The sequence below is a fragment of the Klebsiella sp. 28 genome, from assembly GCF_018223905.1.
GTDB lineage: Bacteria > Pseudomonadota > Gammaproteobacteria > Enterobacterales > Enterobacteriaceae > Klebsiella > Klebsiella pneumoniae.
Map to the genome: position 1 here is coordinate 1 of NZ_JAGRQY010000030.1, position 17,451 is coordinate 17,451.

The 17,451-nt window shown below is 59.0% G+C and carries 19 protein-coding genes and 1 pseudogene; 6 read left to right on the top strand and 14 right to left on the bottom strand.

The genetic code is table 11. The features are described 5' to 3' along the window. The 6 genes and pseudogenes from KHQ28_RS06040 to hemA all read right to left on the bottom strand — a co-directional run. Positions 1-266: pseudogene (locus KHQ28_RS06040) on the bottom strand (3-deoxy-8-phosphooctulonate synthase); the annotation flags it as partial. Between the two features lie 39 nt (positions 267-305). Beyond that, positions 306-1,118 carry an invasion regulator SirB1 gene (gene sirB1 / locus KHQ28_RS06045; RefSeq protein ID WP_002910395.1) on the bottom strand — a complete coding sequence of 271 codons (813 nt, stop codon included), beginning with the start codon at positions 1,116-1,118 and terminating at the stop codon, positions 306-308. 3 nt (positions 1,119-1,121) lie between these two features. Then, positions 1,122-1,514, bottom strand: coding sequence for an invasion regulator SirB2 (gene sirB2 / locus KHQ28_RS06050; RefSeq protein WP_004145428.1), 393 nt, complete (start codon positions 1,512-1,514; stop codon positions 1,122-1,124). Continuing rightward, complete coding sequence (gene prmC / locus KHQ28_RS06055) at positions 1,514-2,362, bottom strand: peptide chain release factor N(5)-glutamine methyltransferase (RefSeq protein ID WP_004215201.1); 849 nt, start codon at positions 2,360-2,362, stop codon at positions 1,514-1,516. The genes sirB2 and prmC overlap by 1 nt, the downstream gene beginning before the upstream one ends. Continuing rightward, positions 2,362-3,444 carry a peptide chain release factor 1 gene (gene prfA, locus KHQ28_RS06060; protein WP_002910403.1) on the bottom strand — a complete coding sequence of 361 codons (1,083 nt, stop codon included), beginning with the start codon at positions 3,442-3,444 and terminating at the stop codon, positions 2,362-2,364. Before prfA ends, prmC begins: the two co-directional genes overlap by 1 nt. Positions 3,445-3,486: 42 nt before the next feature. After that, on the bottom strand, positions 3,487-4,743 hold the full coding sequence (gene hemA, locus KHQ28_RS06065; protein WP_002910404.1) for a glutamyl-tRNA reductase: 1,257 nt from the start codon (positions 4,741-4,743) through the stop codon (positions 3,487-3,489). A 270-nt stretch (positions 4,744-5,013) separates the two neighbouring features. On the opposite strand from hemA, the gene lolB reads away from it, so the two are divergent. The 4 genes from lolB (at position 5,014) to dauA (ending at position 9,408) form a co-directional block, all read left to right on the top strand. Beyond that, positions 5,014-5,625 (top strand): lipoprotein insertase outer membrane protein LolB, encoded by a 612-nt coding sequence (lolB, locus tag KHQ28_RS06070; protein WP_002910405.1) that lies wholly within the window; start codon positions 5,014-5,016, stop codon positions 5,623-5,625. Beyond that, the gene (gene ispE, locus KHQ28_RS06075) at positions 5,625-6,473 is read left to right on the top strand and encodes a 4-(cytidine 5'-diphospho)-2-C-methyl-D-erythritol kinase (protein WP_014343188.1); all 849 of its coding nucleotides are present in this window, start codon (positions 5,625-5,627) and stop codon (positions 6,471-6,473) included. The genes lolB and ispE overlap by 1 nt, the downstream gene beginning before the upstream one ends. A 183-nt stretch (positions 6,474-6,656) precedes the next feature. Next, positions 6,657-7,604 (top strand): ribose-phosphate diphosphokinase, encoded by a 948-nt coding sequence (gene prs / locus KHQ28_RS06080; protein ID WP_002910407.1) that lies wholly within the window; start codon positions 6,657-6,659, stop codon positions 7,602-7,604. A 124-nt stretch (positions 7,605-7,728) separates the two neighbouring features. Further along, positions 7,729-9,408 (top strand): C4-dicarboxylic acid transporter DauA, encoded by a 1,680-nt coding sequence (gene dauA, locus KHQ28_RS06085; protein ID WP_004200291.1) that lies wholly within the window; start codon positions 7,729-7,731, stop codon positions 9,406-9,408. On the opposite strand, the gene KHQ28_RS06090 is transcribed toward dauA, so the two are convergent. Together KHQ28_RS06090 and ychH are read right to left on the bottom strand one after the other, a co-directional pair. Then, positions 9,409-10,455, bottom strand: a complete 1,047-nt coding sequence (locus tag KHQ28_RS06090) for a MerR family transcriptional regulator (protein ID WP_002910436.1) — start codon at positions 10,453-10,455, stop codon at positions 9,409-9,411. 221 nt (positions 10,456-10,676) lie between these two features. After that, positions 10,677-10,952 carry a stress-induced protein YchH gene (gene ychH / locus KHQ28_RS06095; RefSeq protein WP_002910437.1) on the bottom strand — a complete coding sequence of 92 codons (276 nt, stop codon included), beginning with the start codon at positions 10,950-10,952 and terminating at the stop codon, positions 10,677-10,679. A 272-nt stretch (positions 10,953-11,224) separates the two neighbouring features. Between ychH and pth the strand changes: the two genes are divergently transcribed. Both pth and ychF read left to right on the top strand, forming a co-directional pair. Beyond that, positions 11,225-11,809 carry an aminoacyl-tRNA hydrolase gene (gene pth / locus KHQ28_RS06100; RefSeq protein ID WP_004180389.1) on the top strand — a complete coding sequence of 195 codons (585 nt, stop codon included), beginning with the start codon at positions 11,225-11,227 and terminating at the stop codon, positions 11,807-11,809. Positions 11,810-11,926: 117 nt separating this feature from the next. Then, a complete protein-coding gene (ychF, locus tag KHQ28_RS06105; protein ID WP_002910443.1) occupies positions 11,927-13,018 on the top strand; it encodes a redox-regulated ATPase YchF in 1,092 nt (363 codons plus the stop codon). An 80-nt stretch (positions 13,019-13,098) separates the two neighbouring features. Here ychF and KHQ28_RS06110 read toward each other — a convergent pair whose 3' ends face one another. From KHQ28_RS06110 to KHQ28_RS06135, 6 genes are all read right to left on the bottom strand, one after another. Further along, complete coding sequence (locus KHQ28_RS06110; protein WP_004145442.1) at positions 13,099-13,428, bottom strand: DUF1869 domain-containing protein; 330 nt, start codon at positions 13,426-13,428, stop codon at positions 13,099-13,101. A gap of 83 nt (positions 13,429-13,511) precedes the next feature. Continuing rightward, the gene (locus KHQ28_RS06115) at positions 13,512-14,426 is read right to left on the bottom strand and encodes a sugar ABC transporter substrate-binding protein (protein ID WP_032418820.1); all 915 of its coding nucleotides are present in this window, start codon (positions 14,424-14,426) and stop codon (positions 13,512-13,514) included. Positions 14,427-14,557: 131 nt separating this feature from the next. Beyond that, positions 14,558-15,973: a VasL domain-containing protein gene (locus KHQ28_RS06120; protein WP_032418819.1), complete on the bottom strand. Its 1,416-nt coding sequence runs from the start codon at positions 15,971-15,973 to the stop codon at positions 14,558-14,560. Positions 15,974-15,992: 19 nt separating this feature from the next. Then, positions 15,993-16,436, bottom strand: a complete 444-nt coding sequence (tssE, locus tag KHQ28_RS06125) for a type VI secretion system baseplate subunit TssE (protein WP_032418818.1) — start codon at positions 16,434-16,436, stop codon at positions 15,993-15,995. 2 nt (positions 16,437-16,438) lie between these two features. Beyond that, positions 16,439-16,975, bottom strand: coding sequence for a type VI secretion system lipoprotein TssJ (gene tssJ / locus KHQ28_RS06130; RefSeq protein WP_077256175.1), 537 nt, complete (start codon positions 16,973-16,975; stop codon positions 16,439-16,441). Further along, positions 16,956-17,451, bottom strand: a 496-nt coding sequence (locus tag KHQ28_RS06135) for a type VI secretion system baseplate subunit TssG (RefSeq protein ID WP_211777573.1), incomplete at its 5' end; no start/stop codon positions are given. The genes tssJ and KHQ28_RS06135, both read right to left, overlap by 20 nt.

The window sequence follows — 17,451 nt, forward strand, 5'->3', positions numbered from 1 at the left end:
CCAAAGGTCTGCTTCAGCTCCTGGAAAATCTTCATCCCTTCTTCCAGACCCGGCCCACGATAGGAGTGGATGGAGGAACGGTTGGCTTTATCAAAGGAGGCTTTGAAGACGTAGGGAATACCAAGCTTCTGCGTAACGGTGACATAATGTTCGCAGATACGCATCGCCAGGTCGCGCGACTCCAGCACGTTCATCCCGCCGAACAGCACGAACGGCAGGTCGTTCGCTACGTTGATATCACCAATGCTAACCACTTTTTGTTTCATAAGTTCGCCTTATCAGGGTGTAACCGGAATGGTTCCAGACTAATGCAATGTAATTTGTTTATGCGAAATCGTGTTGATCTGCGCGCGGATCATCTCGCTGATCGGATCCTCCGGGCACTGCTCAACGAAATAGCTCAGATCCAACAGCGCCACGTGATCGCAGTCCAGCTGGGCGTATATCAGCCCGCGGTCGCGGATCTCATACGGATCTTCCGGATTAAACTGCAGCAGCGCTTCGCTGGCGCGCAGGGCCAGCTCCATCTGCCGCTCTTCCATCAGCGCCGACTTCAGGGTGTCCAGCAGCTTGCGGATCACCTCGGCGTTATCCGCTTCGTCGAGATCTTCATTAAACAGTTCCGCCACCGGCCCGATGTTGCCCTTCAGCCATACCTCCAGGGTATGCTCGTCGAGGGTCTCGCCGTTAAACGGATTAATCAGCCACATCTCTTCGCTGGTTTCCGGGTCCGCACGCAGCAGCATCTGGGTCGGGAAGATCACCGGCACCACCGGCAGCGCCAGGCGCTGGGCGATCCACAGCAGGATCGCGCCTAACGACACCGCGCTCCCCTGGCGGTTAACCAGCACTTTATCCAGCCATAGCGCGTCGGAAAGACGATACACGCCCTGCGAGGCGCCAAAGCCCCACTCGTCATAAAACAGCTCCAGCAATCGTTCTATCTGGCGCTCCTGGTCCCACGACGGCGCAATCTCCTCCTGCGCGAGGCGCAGCAATCGCTGCAGCTCTTCCTCGACAAAACGCGACGGAAAATCGTCGCGGACCTGTTCAGAAATGAGGACCATGCCATCACACAATGGCGCTTTGTTAAATTCGAAATCCGCTAATGACCCCATGACCTACCCCAGTATCGGTATTCTTGTGATGGCGAGTTGAATGATGATAAACAACACCACCAGCGCCAGCAGGAACGCGATAAAGCGGCTCTGCTGGCTGCGCGGACGACGACGGCCCAACGCGATAAAACCTAATGCGATGTAAATGATAACGCCAAACAGCTTTTCAGTCAGCCATGCGCCGTCTTCTGTGAACGGCAGGTAGTGCGTTATCGCCATTAACCCTGCGCCGCTGAGAAACAGCAGCGTATCGCTGCAGTGCGGCGCAATTCGCACCCACCGCTGGTTCAGCAGCGGGCTCTGGTGATACATCCACCAGTAACGTAAAACGAACAATCCTACCGACACCGCCACTGTGGCAATGTGCAGGTAGAGGACAGCCGTGAATAAGTTCATCAGCCAACATTCTCCATGTCGGGTAAACGTCCGAGGGTCAGACGCTCATTGTCGCCATAGTCGCGACAGGTCGCGACGTCCAGATAGCCCGCTTCGCGGAACAGCGCGCGAACCGCCTCGCCCTGAGTCCAGCCATGCTCCAGCAGCATCCAACCGCCGGGCTGCAGATACTGCCGTCCCTCGCGGATGATATGCGCCAGATCGGCCAGCCCCTGGTCGCCTGCGACCAGCGCCGTCAACGGCTCAAAGCGCACATCGCCTTCGGCGAGATGCGGGTCGGCGGCGTCGATATAGGGGGGATTGCTGACGATCGTGGCGAAGCGCTGCCCGTCCAGCGCGCTAAACCAGTCGCTTTGACTTATCGTCACGTTAGCGATGCCCAGATGTTCGGCATTGCGCAACGCCAGCGCCACGGCGTCCGGCATCACGTCCACCGCGGTGACCTCACAGTCCGGACGTTCGCTGGCCAGCGCCAGGGCAATGGCGCCGGTCCCGGTGCCGAGGTCGAGAATACGGCACGGCGCGGTTGGCAGACGCGCCAGCGCCTGCTCTACCAGACATTCGGTATCCGGGCGGGGGATCAGCGTCGCCGGGGAGACGAACAGCGGCAGCGACCAAAACTCGCGCTGCCCGACCAGATGAGCAATAGGTTCCCCGCGCTGGCGTCGCACCAGGAGCGCCTCCAGCCTCGCCGCCTCGTCAGCAGAAAGCGTCGTTTCACCGAAGGCCAAAATCCAGGTTCGCGCCCGGCCGGTAACGTGTCCCAGCAGGATCTCGGCGTCGCGTCTCGGGCTGTCGCTCTCCGCCAGGCGGGCGATCGCCTGCTGCAGCCAGGCCTGAAAGGTCATCATTCCTGCTCGGACAGCGCCGCCAGCTGATCGGCCTGATGTTCCTGGACAATCGGCTCAATCAGCATGTCGAGTTTGCCCTCCATCGCCTCATCCAGACGGTAGAGCGTCAGGTTGATGCGGTGGTCGGTCACGCGGCCCTGCGGGAAGTTATAGGTGCGATTGCGGTCGCTGCGGTCGCCGCTGCCCAGCAGGTTGCGGCGCGTGGAGGCTTCCGCCTGCTGACGTTTGGCCACTTCGGCGGCGCGGATGCGCGCGCCCAGCACCGACAGCGCCTTGGCTTTGTTTTTATGCTGAGAACGCTCGTCCTGGCACTCCACCACGATGCCGGTGGGCAGGTGGGTAATGCGGATAGCCGAGTCGGTGGTGTTAACGTGCTGACCGCCTGCCCCGGAGGAACGGAAGGTATCGATGCGCAGATCCGCCGGGTTAATGTCCGGCATTTCGGCTTCCGGCAGCTCCGGCATCACCGCCACCGTACAGGCGGAGGTGTGGATCCGCCCCTGCGATTCGGTGGCCGGCACACGCTGCACGCGATGGCCGCCGGATTCAAATTTGAGCCGACCATAGACGCCGTCACCGCTGATCTTGGCGATCACCTCTTTAAAGCCGCCGTGCTCACCTTCGTTGGCGCTGAGGATCTCTACCTGCCAGCGGCGCGATTCTGCGTAACGGGTGTACATGCGGAATAGATCGCCGGCAAACAGCGCTGCTTCGTCGCCGCCGGTCCCGGCGCGCACTTCCACGAAGGCGTTACGCTCGTCATCAGGATCTTTCGGCAGGAGGAGAACCTGCAGCTGTTGCTCCAGCTGGTCGCCTTTTTCTTTGGCGTCACGCAGCTCTTCCTGCGCCATTTCGCGCATTTCCGGATCGTCGAGCATCATCTGCGCGGTTTCAATATCCTCCTGCACCTGACGCCAGTCGGTATAGCAGCGCGCCACATCGCTCAGTTGAGCATACTCCCGCGACAGCGCGCGGAATTTATCCTGATCGGCAATCGTCGCGGCATCGCCGAGCAGCGCCTGCACTTCTTCATGGCGCTCGTACAACGCTTCCAGTTTGGCAACAATAGAAGACTTCATAGGCGTGAATTCACCCTGTCCTGAAAATAAGAGAAAGGTGCGCTATTCCAGCCCGAGGCTGTTGCGCAGAATATGCAGACGTTCGTCGTCCCCGTCACGGGCGGCCTGCTGAAGAGATTTGGTTGGCGCGTGGATCAGGCGGTTAGTGAGCTTGCGCGCCAGATCCTGCATAATTTCCTGGGCATCACCGCCCTGCTCCAGCGCGGCCAGCGCTTTCGCCGTCAGCTCCTCACGGACCTGCTCAGACTGAGAACGGTATTCGCGAATGGTCTCGCTGGCGCTCTGCGCGCGCAGCCAGGCCATAAATTCGCTGGTTTCCTGCTCGACGATCGATTCCGCCTGCACCGCGGCAGCCTTACGCTGCGCCAGGTTATGCTGAATGATGTTTTGCAAATCGTCGACGCTGTAGAGGTAGGCGTTAGCCAGTTTGCCGACCTCTGGTTCAACGTCGCGCGGGACGGCGATATCCACCAGCAGCATCGGCTGGTTACGCCGCGCCTTAAGCGCACGCTCCACCATGCCTTTGCCGATGATCGGCAGCGGGCTGGCGGTGGAGCTGATAATGATGTCGGCCTCTTTCAGCCGTTCGTCGATATCGCTGAGGGCTATCACCTCGGCGCCCACTTCCTCCGCCAGCGCCTGGGCGCGTTCACGGGTGCGGTTGGCGATCACCATTTTGCGCACGTGATGTTCGCGAAGATGGCGCGCTACCAGCTCAATGGTTTCACCGGCGCCGACCAGTAACACGGTGACGCTGGAGAGCGATTCAAAGATTTGCCGCGCCAGGGTACAGGCGGCGAAAGCCACAGAGACCGCGCTGGCGCCGATATCGGTTTCGGTACGCACGCGCTTAGCCACTGAAAAGGATTTCTGGAACATCCGCTCCAGCTCGCTGACGTTAAGATGGCCGCGGCTGGAGTCGGCGAAGGCTTTTTTCACCTGGCCGAGGATCTGCGGCTCGCCCAGCACCAGCGAATCGAGGCCGCTGGCGACGCGCATCAGATGGCTGACGGCGTCATTATCCTGATGCCAGTAAAGGCTTTTTCGCAGGTCTTCTTCGTTGAGGCCGTGGTAGTTGCACAGCCAGCGGATCAGCGCTTCCTGCAGGTTATCCTGCTCTTCGACGCTGAGATAGAGTTCCGTGCGGTTGCAGGTCGACAGCACCACCCCACCCTGCACCATCGGCTGAGCCAGCAAGCTCTCCAGCGCCTTATCGAGCGTTTCCGGCGAAAACGTGACGCGTTCTCGCAGGGCGACCGGAGCTGTTTTGTGATTGATGCCAAGAGCTAAAAGGGTCATTGTGAGGGAGTAGTACCAGCGTTGCTAAGGTTAGTCTGAGTGCATCATACAGGATGCGCGTAATCAATAAAAGAGAGGCTCCCCTTTTGGAGTAATAGTTAAAGCAAGACCGCCATTAAGGTTAATTTTTTGATTTCAGACAACTTGAACGTAGACGCTATCGCCCGGCGACGCTAGCATTAAGGGTTATAAATGTAACCTGCTACACAAATCGGCCCGCTGTTCCCTGTCGCCGTTTTTCCCTGTAGACATCAAGGATTTGTCATCATTATGAATCGACTGTTCCGCCTGCTGCCGCTGGCCAGCCTCGTCCTCACCGCCTGTTCTCTTCATACGCCGCAAGGGCCTGGCAAAAGCCCGGATTCGCCGCAGTGGCGTCAGCACCAGCAGGCTGTCCGCAGCCTCAATCAGTTCCAGACCCGCGGGGCGTTTGCCTATCTTTCCGATGAGCAAAAAGTCTATGCCCGCTTCTTCTGGCAGCAAACCGGCCAGGACCGCTATCGCCTGCTGCTGACCAACCCGCTGGGCAGCACCGAGCTGTCGCTGACCGCGCAGCCGGGCAGCGTGCAGCTGATCGATAACAAAGGCCAGACCTATACCGCCACTGATGCCGAAGAGATGATTGGCCGTCTGACCGGGATGCCGATCCCGTTGAACAGCCTGCGCCAGTGGATCATCGGCCTGCCGGGCGACGCCACCGACTATTCGCTGGACGATCGGTACCGTCTGCGTGAACTGAACTATACGCAAAACGGCAAAACCTGGCACGTGACCTACGGCGGCTATACCAGCGATACCCAGCCAGCCCTACCGTCCAATGTCGAGCTGAACAATGGCGCTCAGCGCATCAAGCTGAAGATGGATAACTGGATCGTGAAATGATGACCCGCTGGCCCTCTCCTGCAAAACTGAATCTGTTTTTATATATCACCGGCCAGCGGGCCGATGGTTACCATACCCTGCAAACGCTGTTTCAGTTTCTCGATTACGGCGATACGTTGACCATCGAACCGCGTAGTGACGGCCAACTGCGCCTGCTGACGCCGGTGGCCGGCGTGCCGGACGAGGAGAATCTGATCGTTCGCGCCGCGCGTCTGCTGATGCATGCCGCCAGCGAAAGCGATCGCCTGCCGGCGGGCAGCGGCGCCGATATCAGTATCGATAAGCGCCTGCCGATGGGCGGCGGCCTGGGCGGTGGCTCCTCCAATGCCGCCACCGTGCTGGTGGCGCTCAACCATCTGTGGGGCTGCGGTCTCTCGGAAGATGAGCTGGCGACTCTTGGCCTTCAGCTGGGGGCCGATGTGCCGGTTTTCGTACGCGGCCATGCCGCCTTCGCCGAGGGGGTGGGTGAAATACTGACGCCGGTAGAACCCGAGGAAAAATGGTACCTGGTGGCCCACCCGGGGGTCAGTATTCCGACGCCGATCATTTTTCGCGATCCGGAGCTACCACGAAATACCCCGCGCCGGTCAATTAATACGTTATTAAATTGTGAATTCAGCAACGATTGCGAGCTTATCGCAAGAAAACGTTTTCGCGAGGTTGATGCCGCGCTTTCCTGGCTGTTAGAATATGCGCCGTCACGCCTGACCGGCACAGGTGCCTGTGTGTTTGCTGAATTTAACACCGAATCCGCTGCCCGTCAGGTGCTGGACACTGCCCCGGCATGGCTAAATGGCTTTGTGGCGCGCGGAGTTAACCTTTCGCCGCTCAAGCAGGCCCTGCTCTGAATCCTGCGCCGTGATGGCACATTGATAATGAGTCAGCCGGGGAAATTGAGTTACGGTGACAACGTCACCCTGTTCCAGACGTTGCATCGTGCTCTTTAAATACACCGACTGGATCGAATGGCGCCATCCCGCACATTATTGGCCCATTCATCCACCACTGGACGCATGCCTGAGGTTCTTCTCGTGCCTGATATGAAGCTTTTTGCTGGTAACGCCACCCCGGAACTAGCACAACGTATTGCCAACCGCCTGTACACTTCTCTTGGCGACGCCGCTGTAGGTCGTTTTAGCGACGGCGAAGTCAGCGTACAAATCAATGAAAACGTACGCGGTGGTGATATTTTCATCATCCAGTCCACTTGTGCTCCCACCAATGACAACCTGATGGAACTGGTTGTTATGGTTGATGCTCTGCGTCGTGCTTCGGCAGGTCGTATCACCGCCGTTATCCCTTACTTCGGTTATGCTCGTCAGGACCGTCGTGTTCGTTCTGCTCGTGTGCCAATCACCGCAAAAGTGGTGGCGGATTTTCTGTCCAGCGTCGGCGTTGACCGCGTGCTGACCGTTGACCTGCACGCAGAACAGATCCAGGGCTTCTTCGATGTGCCAGTCGATAACGTGTTCGGCAGCCCAATCCTGCTGGAAGATATGCTGCAGCTGAACCTGGACAACCCGATTGTGGTTTCTCCGGACATCGGCGGCGTCGTGCGTGCCCGCGCTATCGCTAAACTGCTGAATGATACCGATATGGCTATCATCGACAAGCGCCGTCCGCGCGCCAACGTCTCCCAGGTGATGCACATCATCGGCGACGTTGCCGGTCGTGACTGCGTGATGGTCGACGATATGATCGACACCGGCGGCACCCTGTGTAAAGCGGCAGAAGCGCTGAAAGAGCGTGGCGCGAAACGCGTATTCGCTTACGCGACGCACCCAATCTTCTCCGGCAACGCTATCCAGAACATCAAAAACTCTGTCATTGATGAATTTGTCGTCTGCGATACCATTCCGCTGGCACCAGAAATTAAAGCGCTGGATAAAGTGCGTACTCTGACGCTCTCCGGTATGCTGGCTGAAGCTATTCGCCGTATCAGCAATGAAGAATCTATCTCTGCTATGTTCGAACATTAATCGAGCCCAGCACAAAAACCCGCTGCGGCGGGTTTTTTTGTCTCCGCACCTTATTTGTATGATCAATGCCTCCTTCACCTGCCATTTAGTTGACAGATGATGCGCTCATGGATGAAACATTATTGTGAACAGATTATTTTCCTCACATGTGATGCCTTTCCGCGCCCTCATCGACGCTTGTTGGAAAGAAAAGTACACCACCGCCCGCTTCACGCGTGACCTGATCGCCGGGATCACCGTCGGGATCATTGCGATTCCGCTGGCGATGGCGCTGGCGATTGGCAGCGGCGTGCCGCCGCAGTACGGCCTCTATACCTCAGCGGTGGCAGGGATTGTGATCGCCTTGACCGGCGGGTCACGCTTTAGCGTTTCCGGGCCGACCGCCGCCTTTGTGGTGATCCTCTATCCGGTTTCCCAGCAGTTTGGTCTGGCGGGACTGCTGGTGGCGACGCTGATGTCGGGGATCTTTTTAATCCTCTTCGGCCTGGCGCGCTTTGGCCGCCTGATCGAATACATCCCGCTGTCAGTCACCCTCGGCTTCACCTCGGGGATCGGTATCACCATCGGCACCATGCAGATTAAAGATTTCCTCGGCCTGCAGATGCCCCATGTGCCGGAGCATTATCTGCAGAAAGTGGCGGCGCTGGCGATGGCCCTACCGACCATTAACGTTGGCGATGCCGCCATCGGCGTCGTTACTCTTGGCATTCTGATCCTCTGGCCGCGGCTGGGTATCCGCCTGCCGGGCCACCTCCCGGCGCTGCTGGGCGGCTGTGCGGTCATGCTGGTGGTCAACTTGCTCGGCGGCGATGTCGCGACGATCGGCTCGCAGTTCCATTATCAGCTGGCGGACGGCACTCAGGGCAATGGCATTCCGCAGCTGCTGCCGCAGCTGGTATTGCCCTGGGATATGCCGGGCTCAAACTTTACCCTGAGCTGGGCCTCGCTGCAGGCTCTGCTGCCTGCCGCCTTCTCAATGGCGATGCTCGGCGCCATTGAATCTCTGCTGTGCGCGGTGGTGCTTGATGGCATGACCGGCACCAAGCACAAAGCCAATAGCGAGCTGATTGGCCAGGGGCTGGGCAACATTGTCGCGCCGTTCTTCGGCGGGATCACTGCCACCGCGGCGATTGCCCGCTCGGCGGCGAACGTCCGCGCCGGCGCCACATCGCCGGTTGCCGCCGTGATCCACGCCCTGCTGGTGATCCTGGCGCTGCTGATCCTCGCCCCACTGCTCTCCTGGCTGCCACTGTCGGCGATGGCCGCCCTGCTGCTGATGGTGGCATGGAATATGAGCGAGGCGCATAAAGTCATCAATCTGCTGCGCCACGCGCCGAAGGACGACATCGTGGTGATGCTGATGTGCATGTCGCTGACGGTGCTGTTTGACATGGTGATCGCTATCAGCGTCGGGATCGTGCTGGCTTCGCTGTTGTTTATGCGCCGTATCGCACGCATGACTCATCTGGCGCCGGTCAACGTCGAGGTGCCAGACGATGTGCTGGTGCTGCGGGTAATTGGGCCGCTGTTCTTTGCCGCCGCCGAAGGCTTGTTCAACGATCTGGAGACCCGGATCGCCGGCAAGCGCATCGTGGTGCTGAAATGGGACGCGGTGCCGGTTCTCGACGCCGGTGGCCTGGATGCCTTCCAGCGCTTTGTGAACAAGCTGCCGGAAGGCTGTGAATTGCGCGTATCTAACCTCGAGTTTCAGCCGCTACGCACGCTAGCGCGCGCCGGCGTCAAGCCGCTGCCCGGACGCCTGAGCTTCTACCCCGATCGTCAGGCCGCGCTGGCTGACCTGTGATCACCCGGCGGCAGGTCCCTGCGCCTGCCGCATCAAGGATCCGGTCGCCTGCTGCAGCCAGCTCAGCACCGCCGGCGTCATCCAGGTGCCCTTCATCAAATGCGGCTCCTGCTCCATTGCCCGACGAAACTTCTGCAACGTCTGCGGCCGGGTACCGGCGTAGGACTGAAACAGTTCAAGCCACGCCCGGGCCAGCGCCTGACCCGACGCCGAGTCCGGCGCTACGCCCTCCCGGCACGCCTGATGCAGCTTCGCCACCAGCGCAGGCCACTCCTGTAGCCGGTCAAAATAGTGCTGGCGGGTGAACGCCATCTCTTCTTCGTCAAGGTACCGCGCCCAGATGGCCAGTTTGCTTTCGGCAAAGGCCTCGGTGATATAGGCGATGATTGCCGGCGTGACGCCGGTCTGTTCAACCATCTGCGGCTCGGCGGCATGCATCTCGTTCAGGCGGGTCAGAAACTCCGGACGCCCGGCCGTATCCTGCTCCAGGCGCTCCATCCAGCGCGTCGCCAGACGCATCGCCTGCGGACTGTCCGTCGGGCAGCCGCTCGCCATCAGCGTCTGCACCTCCTCCGTTAGCTCGCGCCACGCCTGCGCCCGCTGTTCATCCTGTGCCGCAAACGGCAGCGCGGCTAACTCCTGTTGACTAAACCAACGATCGTACATTTTCATTAACTCCAGCGTCTGTAGCCAGGACTCCAGATCGGGTTCATTGCCGCTCGCCAGCGCCTCGCGCAGCACCAATAGTCGGTCGCGCAGCCTGCCAACATCGCGCAGCTGGGCGTTGAGCGTATCTATCTGCTGCGTCAGCAGCTCGGGCAGCGACAGCGTTTGCCGATCGAGATAGTCCTTGATTGTGGCGAGCGTTAGCCCGGCCTGCGCCAGCGCCTTTATCATATGCAGGCGCTGAACCGCGGACAGGTTATAGAGCCGATAGCCCGCCTCGCTTCTGGCCGAAGGCGTTAACAGCCCGGTCTGTTCATAATGATGCAGCGTACGTACCGTCAGTCCGGCACGCTTCGCCAGCTCTCCCACCTGAATTAACATGACTGCTCCTCTCTGTGGCCAGGTCCGCTACTCTGCAGCCTGACGTAACGTCAGGGTCAAGCAAAAACCGCGCTTGCTATTCATTTTTGCTGGCAACCATAGCAGCACGAAGACCAGGACGGAATGGGAGCGTAATATGGCGGGAAAAAGAGGAAGAGATAAAGTGAGACACAGAAAAGCGCATCGGCCTTTAGCGGCCGATGCGGGAAATCATGCTACGGTTAGCTGTGACGATGCTGGTTACGACGGCAGCGTTTATCGTAGTGGCGCACCCACCAGTAGCGGTCGCTGACCTGCTCGTGGCCGCCAATACGGGCACCGGCCAGCCAGAGCACTGCGCCAACGAAGATGCTTAGGATTGCGCCATGCGCAAAGAATTGTGGCAGGTTAAGCTGCGGAAGCTGGTTCAGAATGGAGTAACCTACCCCCACAACCATCACCACCAACCCTAACCCCATGAGTACGTTACCGAGTAACGAAGCGTTTTTGCGTTTCATGTGTCACCTCCGGACTTTGGGTTGCCAGGGAATGTCCCCAAATCTTATAGGTGTAGTATAGACAAGGTCTCTTCTGCGGAGTGCGTCCACGATCACATTAGTGAACAGCGAATAGACAAAAATTTACAAATAAGTCTATGAACCATATCAAATTCTAATGATTTAGTGAGTAAATCATCAATGCGGGTATTGTCTAATAGCCAGAATTTTGTCAAGCGCGCCCGCAGACAGTACACTACGCGGCAGAGAATGCCCCATGCAGGATAGAAAACGTGACCATTAAACTGATTGTCGGCCTGGCCAACCCCGGTGCGGAATATGCCGCCACCCGGCACAACGCTGGCGCCTGGTATGTGGATTTACTGGCGGATCGCCATCGTGCGCCGCTGCGCGAAGAGAGCAAATTCTTCGGCTACACCTCGCGCATCAACCTGGCGGGCGAGGACGTCCGCCTGCTGGTCCCCACTACCTTTATGAACCTCAGCGGTAAAGCCGTGGCCGCGATGGCGACCTTTTATCGCATCAACCCGGATGAAATTCTGGTCGCCCATGACGAGCTGGATTTACCGCCGGGCGTGGCGAAATTTAAGCTTGGCGGTGGCCATGGCGGCCACAATGGCCTGAAGGATATCATCAGTAAGCTCGGCAATAACCCGAACTTTCACCGTTTACGCGTCGGAATCGGCCATCCGGGCGACAAAAACAAGGTTGTCGGCTTTGTGCTTGGCAAACCACCGGCCAGCGAGCAGAAACTGATCGATGACGCTGTCGACGAAGCGGCGCGCTGTACCGAAATCTGGTTAAAGGACGGGCTGACCAAAGCGACCAACCGTTTGCACGCCTTTAAGGCGCAATAAGCCGTTGTCGTGCGGCATTTTTGCCGCGCACCGTGTATAATAGGCAAAGCTATTCAATTTTCTGCAATCTGTTCCTTGTAACAGATTGATTATCCAAAGATTAAGGTGATTTAAATCATGGGATTCAAATGCGGTATCGTCGGTTTGCCCAACGTCGGCAAATCCACCCTGTTCAATGCGCTCACCAAAGCGGGTATTGAAGCGGCCAACTTCCCCTTCTGTACCATTGAGCCGAACACCGGTGTCGTACCGATGCCCGATCCGCGTCTGGACAAGCTGGCTGAAATCGTCAAACCGCAGCGCATCCTGCCGACCACCATGGAGTTCGTGGATATCGCGGGCCTGGTGAAAGGCGCGTCCAAAGGTGAAGGTCTTGGCAACCAGTTTCTGACCAACATCCGTGAAACCGAAGCCATCGGCCATGTGGTTCGCTGCTTTGAAAACGATAATATTATTCACGTCGCGGGGAAAGTGAACCCGGCGGAAGATATCGATGTTATCAATACCGAACTGGCGCTGTCTGACCTTGATACCTGCGAACGCGCGATTCACCGCGTCTCCAAAAAAGCCAAAGGCGGCGATAAAGACGCGAAGGTTGAGCTGGCCGCGCTGGAAAAATGCCTGCCGCAGCTGGAAAACGCCGGTATGCTGCGTGCGCTGGATCTGACCAAAGAAGAGAAAGAGGCCATCCGCTATCTGAGCTTCCTGACCCTGAAGCCGACCATGTACATCGCGAACGTCAATGAAGACGGTTTCGAGAACAACCCGTACCTCGATCAGGTTCGCGCCATCGCCGAGCAGGAAGGGTCTGTGGTGGTGCCGGTGTGCGCCGCCGTTGAAGCGGACATCGCCGAGCTGGACGATGAAGAGCGTGACGAGTTCATGGCTGAGCTGGGCCTCGAAGAGCCGGGCCTGAACCGCGTGATCCGCGCCGGTTACGCTCTGCTGAACCTGCAGACCTACTTCACCGCGGGCGTGAAAGAAGTTCGCGCATGGACCATCCCGGTGGGAGCGACCGCGCCGCAGGCAGCCGGTAAGATCCACACCGACTTCGAAAAAGGCTTTATCCGCGCGCAGACCATCGCTTATGAAGACTTCATTGCCTACAAAGGCGAACAGGGCGCGAAAGAAGCCGGTAAAATGCGTGCTGAAGGTAAAGACTACATCGTGAAAGATGGCGATGTGATGAACTTCCTGTTCAACGTCTAATCCCACTGGCTGGCGTTTTCGCCGCCACCGCGCAAAAAAATCCACGCAGCGGCGTGGATTTTTTTTACCCAGGCGACACGCTACTCCACAATATGGGTATCTTCTGCCGCCTCGTAGCCATCAACGATCTGCACAATTTTCTTTAACTCAGCCTCAATAAAAGCCGGGGTAGCGCTTTCCCCTGAGGCCGGGTGATGAAGCTCCACCGAGATACCGCTGGCGGCATTGGTCAGCGACAGGCTGATCTCCTGCTGGCCCCGCGAGGACGAAGAACGCCCGATATGCTGCATGATAGCCGCCGCCGCCGCGCGCGTATCAACGTCTGCGAGATGCCCCCATCTCATTTCAACATGCCCCTGCTGCCCTGCCTTTATCACCTGCAGCGTATAGCCGCTTCTTGCCGTTGCCATGCCTTTTCCTCCGATTTAGTTGCCCGGGCGTCACATTATCAGCCCGGTTTTATCAGCCAGGTTCGCGCGCCTGCGCCTTGCCGTTAATGACTCTTTTCCACATAGGTCTGCATGTTTTCTTTGGTCACTAACTCAAACGGGATCCAGACATGAGACTCGACCTTTTCTCCTTTAATCAGCTTCAGCGCTACCGCTAAGGCCGTTTTGCCCTGACCGACGGCGTCCTGGAAAATCGTCACCTGAATCTTATCGCTGGCCAGGGCTTTCAGCCCGTCCGGGGTGGCGTCGATCCCGCCGATCAGCAGCTTCTTCTGGCTTTTCTCCAGCGCCATCGCCGCGCCAATCGCCATCTCATCGTTGTTCGCCGCCACAATATCAATCGCTTCTCCGTTGCCCGTCCAGTTCTGCATCAGATCCATTCCCTCGCTGCGGGAATAGTTGGCCGGCTGTTTCTGCACCACTTTCATTGCCGGATACTTGGCCACCACCTGCTCCACATCTTTGGTGCGCTGCAGCGCGCCGGCGTCGGTGAGATTGCCGATCATGATGGCGACGTTGCCTTTGTAGTTTGCCAGCTTCGCCAGCGCCTCCATCTGCAATGTGCCAGACTCCCGCTCGTCCGAACCGACAAACACCACGCCGGGCGGTAACGTTTTATCCCCCGGCGTCCGGTTCACATACACCAGCGGCATTTTGGCCTGCTGCGCCATCTTCGTCAGCTGCGGGGTGCTGGCGGAGTCCACCGGGTCAACGATGATCGCGTCCACGCCGGAGGCGATGAAGCTCTGCACCTGATCGGCCTGGCGTCCGGTGTCGCCGCGGGCGTCTTCAAACTGTACGTCGACGTGGCGGGCTTGAGCTTCTTTCTCAATGGACTGGCGGATAATAGTGAGAAAGTTTTGATCGAAGTAGGCCATTGAGACGCCGATCTTCTCCGCTAATGCCGAAGCGGAACTGGCCAGAAGGCCTACTAACAGGATGATTTTACAGTGCTTCATAGTATGCCCTCAGAGATCGAAATAAAATTTTCAATACAACTACAAACGGTATATTTAAATCATTTTCAGACTACGAAGGGCGTTCGGTTCTTGCAATATTGATGTAAAGAAAATGTTGCCATGCGCACACTTTATTTCACCGCCTCACTCACCGAGGGCTCACCGGTTGTGGGGAGCGCAGCGGTCGGCGACGCCGGCTGTTTTCGCTTCAGCAGGGCATACTCCACTATCAGCTGTTGCAGATGCAGCTCCGCGAGGCTTCCCCGCGCGGCTGACCAGGGTTGATCAACGGGAAGCGCGGCCAGCTGGCGCAACTGCTCCTCCAGCGGAACAGCGCGGTTAAACGACTGTGTGATGGCAAATACTGCGGTTTTCAGTTCGCTCACCGTCAGGTACTTCCCCTTCTGCTCGTCGAGGGCATTGAGCTGGTCGGCGAGCCGCTGCAGCTGCTGCATGCCCTCCGACCAGCCGGTAAGATTTTCCGCGGGCAATGCGCCAGCACTCAGCTGCTGCCGCCACTGCTGCGCCAGCGGTTGCGCCTGATCCGGCCAGCGGATCAGGGCCTGGTGGACCAGCTGGTCGCCGTAGCTGACCGCCCAGTCCGGCGCCAGGCGGGCAAGCTCGCCAAGCTGGCGCTGCGTCTGTGGCAGATCAACCGGCCCCGGGGGCGTTGTCGCCGGCAGGCCCGGTATCGGTCCGGCATTTTGGGTGACCGAAATGGGCGGCAAGTCGGACTGACGCAGCACCAGCCATCCGCCGACGGCGATACCCGTTACCGCCAGCATGGTAACCATCCCGGCGATAAACGGCTTCCAGCGCGGCACGGGTGCCGGAGTAGACGCCGCCACCGGCGCGGGCCGCTTTGCAGGTGAAGGCGGAGCCAGCGGCTCAGCCTTTGGTCTACGTTTTAGGTCTGGCACTGGCTCAACCTTCGCCGCATCCTCTTTGCTGACCAGAGTGCCGGGAAGTTCCGCGTCAGACACCGCCACCGGCGGCGCGGTGGGAAGCGCTGGCGCAGGGTCGAGGCTCTCGAAGCGAGTTGCCGTGCTGTGCAGTAGCGCCCGCAGGTCGCTCAGCTGGTTTTCAGGAGCGATCTCAAGGCGCTGGAGCACTGCGTCGAAGCTTTGCAGCGAACGTTCAGCCTGCTCAAGCGACTCAACATCCTCTGGGGTAAGATTCAGGGTACGGATCACCTGCCGCAGCCGCTTGCTCAGGGTGCGGAAGATCTCTGTCCGGGCCGGGAGCGCCTGTGGCCACAGGTTTTTCCCCTGACGAACCAGCAGCGACTCCATCAGCGTCAGCCCCTCATTGATCCCTGCCACCCCGCCCAGCCGGGCGCGGGCCAGGGTATACCAGGCGACAGTCTGCAGGTCCGCGCCGTGATGCTCCAACAGCCCGCGGGCAAGCTGCTCGGCATACGGCCAGTTAATATCCGGCCGCGCCGGGTGGCTGAGCTTGTTCATTTCCGCACGCAGGGCCATAAAATCAGCCAGCGTGCGCGGGTCGCCACCGGCTTTATAGTGACGGTCGTGGTGTGTTGTCATCATGATGTCTTTCAGCGAGAGATTAGAGGGCGGAGCGGGCGTCAAGGTACTGCTGACGTTTGAGGTGGCGGATCAACACCCTGCCCTCGGGCATAAACTCCGTGCCGTAACGCACCAGGCCAATATCCTTCAGCTCCGCATCAATGGCATAGCGCAGGTCGCCGGGCGCATGCTGATCGAGCATCACCACCGCGATCCGCTGCAGGCGCGGTTCGTATTTCAGCAACACCGCCGACAACGTGCTCATCAGCTGGTGCGCCGACGCTGGCATCCCCTGGAGGACAGCGGTCATATCCGGCAGGCCGTAGTCCGGCAGATGCGCCAGCGTTCCGGCCCGACAGTTGAGGATGCGCTGCATGTTATCGAGCACCGACAGGATGACCTGATCCGTTTCGCTGACAGTATTCAGGTCAAGCCCGCCGGCGAAATTGCCGTACAGGATGTCATACAGGGAGGGACGAGGCATTTTCACTTCTCCTTAAACGGGTGCAGCGTCAGTTGATTTTGGCTGGCTTCGATAATGCGCGGCCTCGCCGGATCAAGTTCGTCCCGGGTGAGTACCAGCCGCCAGCTGTTTTGCGTCACGTCTGGATCGATAAACATGGCCGCCACCGCCACAAACTGCGCGCTGGTTTCCATGGGCATATCGACGGTCACCGATTCGCCCGGACGCAGGCGAACATCTTTTTCCGCCACCCGGTCCGCATGCAGCGCCTGGCCATCGCCGGCAAACAGCGACGGGTAGTCAGTATTGTCGAACGCTTGCCGGTCCTTCAGCTGATAAATACGCACCACCGTCGCCAGGGAGGCGCCTTTGGCGTTGTTATTCACGCCTTCCCGGGCGCGAAGATCCAGATGCAGGGTTTTCACCTGGGGGTAAAAAATGGACTGGGTCACGGAAACGGCGCCGTCTTTCACGGTCTGCGTCAGGCCGCAGCCGGTTAAGACGGTAACCATGAGGAATGCCAGCAACCTGGCGGAGGGTTTAACTGCGGTAATCGCCATCTTCATCGCTCTCCCTGCGGTGGATATTTTCCCGGACGCGCTGATAGCGCCCCAGATAAATCGTGACTCTGTCGTCAGCCTGCTTCTGCGCATCCAGCGGACGCAGCACAGCGGTACGGCCGAGCTGGACGGCATGCTCCTGCTGGCAGCAAAGTTGCGCATCCGGCAGTAAATGGCGGGCGACGCAAAGCTGCAGCCGCACGTCAAGATGAGATCCGAGCCAGACGTGCAGAAGCGCCATCAGGTCGCTGAACAGTTCGCCGCCGGGCAGCCAGCCGCGAACCTCATGAGGCTTTTCCGTGGCCAGCTGCAGCAATACCTGACCGTTCACATCCGTGGCGTGGGTTCCCATCACTGGCCTATGTTGCAGGCTAACCGGCTGACGGACGCTCATCGTTAACGGCTGCGACAAGGGGATCCGGCAGGGATCGTGGTGGTACACCGTCGCCCGGGTCCCCGGGGCCAGGAGCGCCACC

What these genes read in the sequence shown, in the direction of transcription:
- sirB1 (WP_002910395.1), bottom strand. Translation starts at nt 1,118, where the DNA reads ATGGGGTCATTAGCGGATTTCGAATTTAACAAAGCGCCATTGTGTGAT.
- sirB2 (WP_004145428.1), bottom strand. Translation starts at nt 1,514, where the DNA reads ATGAACTTATTCACGGCTGTCCTCTACCTGCACATTGCCACAGTGGCG.
- prmC (WP_004215201.1), bottom strand. Translation starts at nt 2,362, where the DNA reads ATGACCTTTCAGGCCTGGCTGCAGCAGGCGATCGCCCGCCTGGCGGAG.
- prfA (WP_002910403.1), bottom strand. Translation starts at nt 3,444, where the DNA reads ATGAAGTCTTCTATTGTTGCCAAACTGGAAGCGTTGTACGAGCGCCAT.
- hemA (WP_002910404.1), bottom strand. Translation starts at nt 4,743, where the DNA reads ATGACCCTTTTAGCTCTTGGCATCAATCACAAAACAGCTCCGGTCGCC.
- lolB (WP_002910405.1), top strand. Translation starts at nt 5,014, where the DNA reads ATGAATCGACTGTTCCGCCTGCTGCCGCTGGCCAGCCTCGTCCTCACC.
- ispE (WP_014343188.1), top strand. Translation starts at nt 5,625, where the DNA reads ATGACCCGCTGGCCCTCTCCTGCAAAACTGAATCTGTTTTTATATATC.
- KHQ28_RS06090 (WP_002910436.1), bottom strand. Translation starts at nt 10,455, where the DNA reads ATGTTAATTCAGGTGGGAGAGCTGGCGAAGCGTGCCGGACTGACGGTA.
- ychH (WP_002910437.1), bottom strand. Translation starts at nt 10,952, where the DNA reads ATGAAACGCAAAAACGCTTCGTTACTCGGTAACGTACTCATGGGGTTA.
- ychF (WP_002910443.1), top strand. Translation starts at nt 11,927, where the DNA reads ATGGGATTCAAATGCGGTATCGTCGGTTTGCCCAACGTCGGCAAATCC.
- KHQ28_RS06110 (WP_004145442.1), bottom strand. Translation starts at nt 13,428, where the DNA reads ATGGCAACGGCAAGAAGCGGCTATACGCTGCAGGTGATAAAGGCAGGG.
- KHQ28_RS06115 (WP_032418820.1), bottom strand. Translation starts at nt 14,426, where the DNA reads ATGAAGCACTGTAAAATCATCCTGTTAGTAGGCCTTCTGGCCAGTTCC.
- KHQ28_RS06120 (WP_032418819.1), bottom strand. Translation starts at nt 15,973, where the DNA reads ATGATGACAACACACCACGACCGTCACTATAAAGCCGGTGGCGACCCG.
- tssE (WP_032418818.1), bottom strand. Translation starts at nt 16,436, where the DNA reads ATGCCTCGTCCCTCCCTGTATGACATCCTGTACGGCAATTTCGCCGGC.
- tssJ (WP_077256175.1), bottom strand. Translation starts at nt 16,975, where the DNA reads ATGGCGATTACCGCAGTTAAACCCTCCGCCAGGTTGCTGGCATTCCTC.